Here is a 7,462-nt window from a genome sequence, read left to right on the forward strand (position 1 = left end):
GCGCGACGCTTCGAACTTGCGAGCGATCCGGAGCGGGCGGCCTGCGCATTGGCGCTGCGCGCGCGCAGGTGGTGGCCGGCGAAACCCGAGCGGCCCGCACCACGATGAATGCGGCAACCCTGCTCGCGCGGCGCCGGAATTCGCCGCGCGCCCGCCACCTTCTGCTGGCGGCCGCGGCGACGCTCGCGCGTGCGGAGCACCACGATGCAGCCGCACACCGACTGCTTGAGCGCGCGGCAGCTGCGGCGGAAGCCCTGGCCGCCCGCATCCTCGATGAACAGTGGCGCGCGAGCTTCTGGGGTGAGTGGGGGTGGCCGCACCTCGAGCTGGCGCGGCTCGAACTCGACCGCGGCCGGATCGAGGCCGCGTTCGAGGTGCTCGAGTCCGGGCGCGGTCGCAGCCTCGCGAGCGGGCGACGATCCGCGTGGAGCGAGGATCTGCGCGGCTGGGCGGCGGGCGCCATGAAGCGCGATCGCGACCGCTCAACTCGCTCGGGTGCGAGACTCGTTTCATTGCCTCCCCCGTTCACCGAGGCACCGGCCCCCCGGCTCGAGCGGGTGCTGCGCACGGTGCGGGTTCCCCGCGTACGGTTGTCGGACGTGCGACGGCAACTTCCAACCGGAGGCGTGCTACTCGATGCAGTCGAGTTCGATGGCAGCCTCGGTTGGTTCGCGGTCGACGAGTCACGGGTGCGCGCGGCGTGGGACCTGGTGCGTGTGCGCGAGGTCGCTGAACTCATGCATGCGGTCACGTTTCACCTGCGTGGCGCCTCGTGGTCGGCCGACCCGGGGCCGCAATTCGGCGCGGCCGAGGCGAATGAGCTGTCCCAAGTGGTCCGATACCGGCCGCGTGACCCGGCGCTTGAGGCTTCACTGGAGGCGCTGGCAGCGGCGGTGTTGTGGCCGGCGATCGCGCTGCTCGGGCGGATCCCCTCGCACCTTGCGATCACCCCGGTGGCGGCTCTCTCTCGCGTTCCATGGGCCGCCCTTCCGCTACCGGACGGCCGCCGGCTCTGCGAGGTGAGCGAATTGGTTGTGGTACCGGGCCTGCGACTCGGCCTCGCCACGGCTCGACGCTCCGCGGTCTCCGCGTTCTCCGCTGGACTTCTCGTGGCGGTCGATGCCGACGGACTCGATCATGCGCGCTCCGAGATCACCACACTCGCGCGTCTGTTTCCATCCGCGCAAGTCCTCAGCGGTTCCGAGGCAACCGCCGAACGATTCATGGCGGCCGCCTCGGGCGCCGCATGGATTCACTTTGCAGGGCACGGGGTGTTTCGAGCCGAAGCGCCGCTCGGATCCGGACTTCGATTTGCGGATCGCTGGGTCACGGGTTCCGAGCTTCAGGAACTGCGGCTCGCGGCCCGCTGGGTCACGTTGTCGGCGTGTCAGACCGCCCGGTCGCTGGTACGCCCGGGCGAAGAGTGGTTCGGGCTCCCGCGTGCGCTGCTTGGCGCCGGCGCCGGCATGGTGCTGGCCGCGGCGTGGGACGTCGATGACGCCGCCACCGCCTGTTTCATGTCCGAAGTCTACCGCCACGTAGCCGAGGGCGAAAGCTTGCCCGGCGGGCTGCAACGCGTTCAAGCGTCGAACGTGCGCAATGCCAGTCATCCTCTGGATTGGGCGGGTTTCATGACCCTCGGGGGCCCTGGAATCTCGAATCTTCGCAGTTGATCTCGCCTTGAATGGAGTAGAGTTTGGGCCCCACGCAGCTGAGGAGCGAAGCTCATGTCATCGATGCTCAACCCGATTCGCCGCCAGTTCACGATGGTGTTCCTGTTCGCGCTCGTGGGGATGGCCGCCGGATGCTCGCGCGCACCGCTGCCAGGCGCTCCCGAGTCACCCGAACACCTCGTGCACTTCTTGACCGAGCCCTCGCGGGTGACCAATTCGAGCGACGAGCTTGAGGAAGTCATCGTGATCCTGCGGGCTGGCGTGGACCCGATCCAGTTCGCATCCGAGTTCGGTGCCACGCTCGCCGAGTTCGACGACTGGGGTTGTGCGCGCTTCGTGCCCAACCCGAACGAATCTGCCGATTTGCTGGCAGCGCGCATGGAACTCGACTCGCGCGCGATCACCGCCGAGCAGGACGAAATGACGGAGACCGCCGAGAGCCGTCAGAAGAGCGTGTCGTTCGACGACGGCCTGGGCTCGCCGCAGGCCTATTTCGGCCAAGCACAAGCGCTCCCGATCGGCCTCGCGATCGCGCACCAGGTGTCGCGAGGCGGCAATGTGAAAGTCGCGATCCTCGACACCGGGGCAGACCTCACGCACCCGGTGCTTTCCAGACGCATCGTTGGCGGCTGGGATTTCATCGACAACGACGCCGACCCCTCCGACGTTCAGAACGGCATCGATGATGACGGCGACGGTGACCTGGACGAGGCATACGGACACGGCACGCACGTGGCCGGCATCGTCTCGCTGGTCGCGCCCGATGCTCAACTCTTGATCGTGCGCGTGCTCGACGCGGATGGCCGCGGCGATATGATGAACGTCGCCCAGGGCATCATCTGGGCGAAGCAGCACGGTGCGCGGGTGATCAACCTGAGTCTTGGCAGCCTGAATAGCAGCGACATGGTGCAGTACGCGCTCGAATACGCGGATGAAATGGGGCTGGTCGTGAGTGTGGCCTCGGCGGGCAATTGGGGAGCCGCGGCACCGGTCGAATATCCGGCAAGATCGTCCCACGCCCTGGCGGTCGCGGCGCTCGACAATTCGGATCAGCGGGCCGCATTCAGTTCGTACGGAAGTTGGGTCGATTTCGCGGCGCCGGGCATCGCGATTCGGAGCGCATTCCCGGGTGGTGGCTACGCCCTCTGGAGCGGCACGTCGATGTCGGCTCCGTTCCTCGCGGGCGCTTCCGCGCTGCTGCTGTCGGTGCACCCGACGTGGGATATGGACATGGTCGAGAATCGCTTGTCGTCCACCGCACGCTCGCTCGAGGCTCGAAATCCGGGCCTCGACGATTTGCTCGGCGAGGGCGCGCTGGACATCGGTGCGGCGCTGGCGCCCGACATGCGGCCCACTTCCACGACGGGTGGCAAGAAGGAAACAACGAACCGGGGAATGTAGTCACCGGTCTGGCGAACAACGATTGCGCTGCCGATCTGCCAGAAGCATCAGGAGCCCCAGAACCTCGGCTCCGTATGTCCCAGGATGGGCGAGCATGAAGTTCCCCGACGGTCCGCCTGTGGAGCTTGTTCACATGTTTCTTCAGTCCCCCTCTCGCTTGCCGCACGCGATCGCGAACCGTGTGTTGCTCACGTTCCTCGCCGTGCTGGTACCGACGCTATCGAACTGTTCGCGCGATTCCCTCACGACGGCGCCGCGAGATCGCGACGCGGTCTTGGGTGACCCCGCGAACCCGCCGACCGTTCGGCCTGACCCAGATGCGCTCAATGAAGTCATCGTGACGCTCGCCAATGGAGTGAGCGCGGAGCAGTTCGCAGCCGAGTTCGGTGCGACCCTGACTGAATCCGGGAACTGGGGATGTGCACGTTTCGTCCCGCAATCTGGCGAACCCGCCGTCGCGCTCGCCGATCGAATGGCGCTCGATCCGCGCGCTCTGACCGCCGAACAGAACATGATCATCGAGACCGCCGAGAGCCGGCAGAAGAGTGTCTCGTTCGACGACGGTTTCGGCTCTCCCGAGACCTACTACGGGCAGGCGCAGACGCTGCCGATCGGGCTCTCCGAGGCGCATCAGGTCACGCGCGGCGCCAACGTGCGCGTGGCGATCCTCGATACCGGCGCCGAGCTGAATCACCCGGTGCTGATGTCACGGATCGCCGGCGGCTGGGACTTCATCGACGGCGACTCCGATCCCTCCGACACCGGCGATGGCCTCGACAACGACCTGGACGGCGACACCGATGAAGCGCGCGGCCACGGAACACACGTGGCGGGCATCGTCTCGCTGGTGGCGCCCGACGCCCAGCTGCTGGTGGTTCGCGTGCTCGACGCCGACGGCCGCGGCGACATGATGAAGGTCGCGCAGGGCATCGTGTGGGCCAAGTACCGTGGGGCCCGCGTGATCAACATGAGCCTCGGAAGCCTCAGCAACAGCAAGATGGTGCAGTGGGCGCTGAACTACGCGAATCAGGAAGGCAAAGTGGTGAGCGTCGCGTCGGCGGGCAACTGGGGCGCTCCGACGCCGATCGAGTACCCCGCGCAGTCGACTCAGGTGCTCGCGGTGGCGGCGCTCGATCACTGCGATCAGCGCGCCGTGTTCAGCTCCTACGGCGGCTTCGTCGACTACTCGGCGCCCGGTGTCGCGGTGCGGAGCGCGTTTCCGGGCGGCGGGTACGCATTGTGGAGCGGCACCTCGATGTCGGCACCGTTCGTGGCCGGAGCGGCCGCGCTGCTGATCTCGGTGCACCCGGGCTGGAACGGAGCTCAGGTCGATGAACGACTCGCGGCCAACGCCCGCTCGATCGAAGCGAAGAATCCGGGCCTGCACGACCTGCTCGGACATGGCGCGCTGGATCTGGGCGCCGCGCTGGCGGCCGACGCGGCGTCGGTCGGCACGGGTGGCGGTGCGCACCGGATTCCCAATCGCGCTCACTAGTCGTTCGACCGCCTGAGAACCGCTACTCGGTCCGCACGATCTCGACCAGCGAGTCGGTGACGATCGACTCGTGCCCCGACGGCAGCGTCACGCGCGCGATCACCAGCACCCGCGCGCCGGTCGGCCACGCAGGACCACCGCGTGCGTTGGCAGCGACGCAAGCCGAATCGGTCCCGCAGTCCGACGACGGTTGCGCGTCCGCGAGCCACAGTTCGTCGGCATAGCGGACCGACAGCGCCGAAATGCGGGCGCCGGCGGGCAGGCTCGCCAGAGAGTTCCCGCGCACTGTCACGTTCATGCGGAGCGAGCGCGCTTCGGGCGCCGCGCATCCACGCGCGCCGGGCATGAAATCACGCCATGCGTAAGCCTGCAGCGCGAGCGCTGAGTCGGTGCGCGCATAGGCGAGCACCGACCGGGCAGCGTCCGAGTCGAGGGTTACGACGGCAGGATCGGTGGAGCGCGCACCTCCGAGGAGCAGCGTGAGGAGGAGTGCCGCGCATGAAAATAGAATGTTTTTCATGAGGTGGGGGCGTTGCGGAGGTGAGCCGGTCACTTTGGATTTACCCCGGCCCCGCGCTCGAGGTTCCGGATCCTGCGCGCCGCGAGAGGCGGCGCGCAGGCGGAAACATGAGGAGTGAAACAACGTCGGGCGACCCGGTGGCCGCCCGGCGACTCACGGCATTTCGTTCAGCCACGCCCGATAGGCTTCGAAGTTGTACGGGCGACCGAGGAAGTCCTCGACCATCTTTGCCGCCGGCTTCGAGCCACCGGCTGCAAGCACTGCGTCGCGATAGCGCGTCGAGACCGTAGGATCGAGCAGGTCCGAGTGATTGAAGGCGCTGAACATGTCCTTCGCGATCACCAGCGACCACATGTAGGTGTAGTAGACCGCCGAGTACCCATCGAGGTGACCGAACGAACACGCGAAGTGCGTGTCGTCGAGGTACTGGAACGGCTGATACCGCGTCACCAGCGTCTTCATCAGCGCATCGATGTCGACCTTGGCGGGATCGCGGTCGTAGATCGAGAGCGACAGGTCGGCGTACACCATCTGGCGCCGCACCTGCAGGCCCTTGCCATACTCCTCCGCCCGCTTCATGCGTACCACCAGATCGGTCGGCACCGGCTCGCCGGTCTCGTGATGCTTGGCGAAGGTCTGCAGCACCTTCGGATCCTTCATCCACTCCTCGAGCATCTGCGACGGTGCCTCGACGAAGTCGTGCTCGGTGCGGATGCCTGCGGTGCCGACCCACTTGCGATGGCCGGCGAACAGCGTGTGAAGCAGATGGCCGAACTCGTGGAACACGGTGTTCACGTCGTCGATCTCGCACAGCCCCGGATCGCCGGCTTCACCACCCGGCAGGTTGCACACCAGCGCAGCCTCGGGCAGCTGACGACCTGCGAGACCGGTACGAATGTCGAACTGAGCGGCATGGTTGTACTTGTTCGGACGCGGATGCATGTCGAGATAGAAGCGGCCGACCAGATCGTCACCCTTCCACATCTCGTAGGCCTCGACCGATGCGTCCCACGCCTTGACGTTCTCGACGCGCTTGAACGTGACGCCGAACAGACGGCTCGACACGTCGAGCACGCCCTGGATCACGTTCGGGTACGACAGGTATGGACGAATCGACTGCGAGTCGAAGTTGTAGTCCGAGCGCTTCACTGCTTCGTTGTAGAAGCTGGTCTGCCAGAACGGAATCGTGGTCGCGGTCGGGTCGTCGGTCTTCTTGCGACGTAGCAGGATCTGAAAGTCACGCTCCTGAGCCGAGCCCGATGCCGCCACGATGCGGTCGATGAAATCGCGCACGTTCTGTGACGTTCCGACCATCTTGTTCGCGGTGATGTAGTCGGCCCAGTTCGAGTAGCCGAGCAGGTTCGCCAGTGTGTGGCGCTTCTCGATCAGCTGCTTCAGCACCGTCATGTTCTTGGGGTAGGCGCGATTCTGGAACTCGAGGTAGAGGTGCTTCCGAACCTCGTCGTTGGTGCAGTACGTCATGGTCGGCACGTAGTCGGGATAGTTGATGTCGAGCGTGATCATCCCGTCGTCTCCGGGCTTGTGGCTCGAGACGAAGTCGGCCGGCAGTCCGCTGAGCTGCTCGGGCTTGACCTTGATGGTGCGCACGTCGTCGCGGATGTTGCGGTCGAACTCCTGTCCAACCTTGACCAGCTCGTCACGCAGCGTCTTGATCTTGCCGCGCGTCGCTTCGTCCTTGTCGACGCCCGCGAGCCGGAAGTCGCGCAGCTCCCGTTCGACGTAGAACCTGGTTTCGGCGTCGACGCCGCTCAAGTCGAGGGCAACGAGCGCGTCGTAGACCTTGCGGTCGAGCGAGATTTCGGTGCCGTAGGCAGCGACTTTCTGCGTGAGCGCCTCGGCCGCGGTGCGGACGTTCGAGTCCGGATGAACGTTCTCCATCAGGCTGGTGATCGATCCCGCCATGTCGAGCTCACGCGAGGCCTCGTCGTACGGCACCAGCGTGTTCTCGATCGTGCGCTTGCCCTTGGCCGCGACCATCTTCGCGATCTGGACTTTGGCGCGAGCGATGCGCGCATCATTCGTCTTCTCGAACTCTTTCGAGGTGAAGGGGCCGGTCCAGGCCGGCGCGAGCAGCGACGATTCGTTCATGTTCTTCATGGCCTTGGCGGTCTTCTCCCCGCCGGCCGGAGCGGCCAGCGCGAAACCCGGAACGAGCGCAGCTGCGGCAAGCAGCAGAAGGATGGGAAGTCGTGGCATGGACAGGATCGTCCTCCAATGGCGCCGTCCAGCGAGGCCGGATGGGCGGGGTGAGGCTGGGGAGTCGGGGTGCGGATCGCGAGTGGTCCGATCGGCCCGATGGGCGAGCCGGCCGAGAAACCTAGCCGAGCCGCGGCGGCCGGTCCACCCCCGGAC

General features: G+C 66.3%; 5 protein-coding genes. 3 read left to right on the top strand and 2 right to left on the bottom strand.

Annotated elements, in window-relative coordinates; all coding sequences use genetic code 11:
- The first annotated feature begins 104 nt into the window (after positions 1-104).
- From HOP12_07975 to HOP12_07985, 3 genes are all read left to right on the top strand, one after another.
- Positions 105-1,673, top strand: coding sequence for a CHAT domain-containing protein (locus HOP12_07975; protein ID NOT34092.1), 1,569 nt, complete (start codon positions 105-107; stop codon positions 1,671-1,673).
- Between the two features lie 54 nt (positions 1,674-1,727).
- Positions 1,728-3,074, top strand: a complete 1,347-nt coding sequence (locus HOP12_07980; protein NOT34093.1) for a S8 family peptidase — start codon at positions 1,728-1,730, stop codon at positions 3,072-3,074.
- A gap of 133 nt (positions 3,075-3,207) precedes the next feature.
- Positions 3,208-4,569, top strand: a complete 1,362-nt coding sequence (locus tag HOP12_07985) for a S8 family peptidase (GenBank protein NOT34094.1) — start codon at positions 3,208-3,210, stop codon at positions 4,567-4,569.
- A 22-nt stretch (positions 4,570-4,591) separates the two neighbouring features.
- Here the strand turns inward: HOP12_07985 and HOP12_07990 are convergent, their stop codons facing one another.
- Both HOP12_07990 and HOP12_07995 read right to left on the bottom strand, forming a co-directional pair.
- Positions 4,592-5,089, bottom strand: coding sequence for a hypothetical protein (locus tag HOP12_07990; protein ID NOT34095.1), 498 nt, complete (start codon positions 5,087-5,089; stop codon positions 4,592-4,594).
- A 153-nt stretch (positions 5,090-5,242) separates the two neighbouring features.
- Positions 5,243-7,117, bottom strand: a complete 1,875-nt coding sequence (locus tag HOP12_07995) for a Zn-dependent oligopeptidase (GenBank protein ID NOT34096.1) — start codon at positions 7,115-7,117, stop codon at positions 5,243-5,245.
- Positions 7,118-7,462: the final 345 nt, after the last annotated feature.

It is taken from the genome of Candidatus Eisenbacteria bacterium (assembly GCA_013140805.1).
In the GTDB taxonomy this organism is placed as follows: domain Bacteria; phylum Eisenbacteria; class RBG-16-71-46; order RBG-16-71-46; family RBG-16-71-46; genus JABFRW01.